Source organism: Williamwhitmania taraxaci, assembly GCF_900096565.1.
Lineage (GTDB): Bacteria > Bacteroidota > Bacteroidia > Bacteroidales > Williamwhitmaniaceae > Williamwhitmania > Williamwhitmania taraxaci.
Map to the genome: position 1 here is coordinate 1 of NZ_FMYP01000161.1, position 1,621 is coordinate 1,621.

At 34.9% G+C, this 1,621-nt stretch carries 1 protein-coding gene; it reads right to left on the minus strand.

Features of this window, described 5'->3' with window-relative positions:
• Positions 1-381: 381 nt before the first annotated feature.
• Positions 382-1,368 (minus strand): RsiV family protein, encoded by a 987-nt coding sequence (locus tag BLS65_RS17690; RefSeq protein ID WP_092441110.1) that lies wholly within the window; start codon positions 1,366-1,368, stop codon positions 382-384.
• Between the last annotated feature and the right edge of the window lie 253 nt (positions 1,369-1,621).

The window sequence follows — 1,621 nt, forward strand, 5'->3', positions numbered from 1 at the left end:
CAGTCGGCCTAGAAAAAGGCTAGGGTTTATCTCTCCCCTCTTAACATATAATCAGTTAACCCAAGTTGCATTTGTGAGTTGAATCTTGCAGTTAATACTCGTTTAAACTGTCAGTCTTGCATGAAAACCAACGGTTTGCAGCTACAAGAAGTTGGCGATTTCGAAGTACTAAACTGTCTGCCACCACAAAACTTGATACGCAGCACAAAACTTCATTTAACCACTGAATCGCCAATTTTTTGTGTGTTCCTCTAATGGTAAATATAATAAAAGTTCTCTAAACGGAGGCGTTGTGGGAGCAAGGCTCGCATGGTGTGAGAGGCTCTCCCCGTCAGCCTAGCTGGCGGGGCAGCCTACTCGATTAGGCGTTCGCCATTTATATTACTTTAATAGTCCTTGTAATTCTGAGAAATCTAAAAAATAATTAAACGTTCCACATGCATAGCAATCAAGCTGGTATGGGTTAAAAAAGAATCCAACTCCTTTATTTGTCAAATAAATATTTCCAATATTTTTCTCAAAGTCTTCAAGTTTATGCTCTTTATTATCTTTCTCAAATAATAAGTTTGCAATTTCTGATTTTGTGTCTGGTTTAAATATGTCTTCAAATTTTAATCTTGTCATTTTATTTAAATCGAAAACATAGTAAGTCTCAAAACCATATCCATGTGCACCACCTTGATAAACATATCCACTTGTTTTATAATTTAAAATACTGTCAATCATACTTACGACTATTCCTCTCATGTTGATTTCGAAATATTGAGGATATTCTTCTGAAAAATCTTCATTAAGGTATTCTGTATAATTTTTAGTAATGAACCTATTATAATAATTCCATGTTGAGCTGTAAGGTTCTCTTTTTATACCAAAAATCTCAGGAACAACTAAATTCATTAATTCTCTATTCTTTTCAAAATTGGGGATTTCAATTGATATTTGAATAGGGTAAGAGTGTTTTTTGTGATTTTGAAATGTATGAGTCAATTCAACCTTTTGTTTAAAATTCACCCATTTTATCTCTGAATCCGTTTCAGTCAATTTTACATTTAGTTCCTTATCTTTTGTTTTCCATTTGCCAATAAAATCTTCATTTACGATAAAAGTCCCTTCAGATTCAGATTCCCAGGTTCCTTTGACATCATGTTGTTCTGTTAATTTTAGTTGCTTTTGGGAATGCTCTCCAGAAATCTGAATCGGTTTTCCATATTTTTCATAAAAATAGAATCCAGTCACTTTTGAGCTGTCATAGTTTAAAAACATCTGAATCGGATACTTATCTATATATCCATCAAGGATTTTAACATCTTGTCCGAAAATCAGATTAATGTTGAATATTAAGCTTATTATTAAAATCGTTCTTTTCATGTTATGTTTCTATTGAGCAGTGTCGTTCTTTGGTGACGCCTAACGGTTTGGCGCTTGGCGAAGGTGGCGATTTTCACCACAAATGTTGATGCGGAGAACCAACTTCGATTAACCACAAATGTTTCTGCGGAGCACTGAACCGCCACTTTTGCCAAACGCCTGTGTGTGCCTTGAATGGTAAATATAGTAAAAGTTCTTTAAACGGAAGCGTTTTGGGAACAAGTCCAGAGGGTGAAAGTCCCTTGTGCGCGGA

Bases quoted from the DNA above. Each gene is read 5' to 3' on its own strand.
- BLS65_RS17690 (WP_092441110.1), bottom strand. From the start codon at position 1,368: ATGAAAAGAACGATTTTAATAATAAGCTTAATATTCAACATTAATCTG.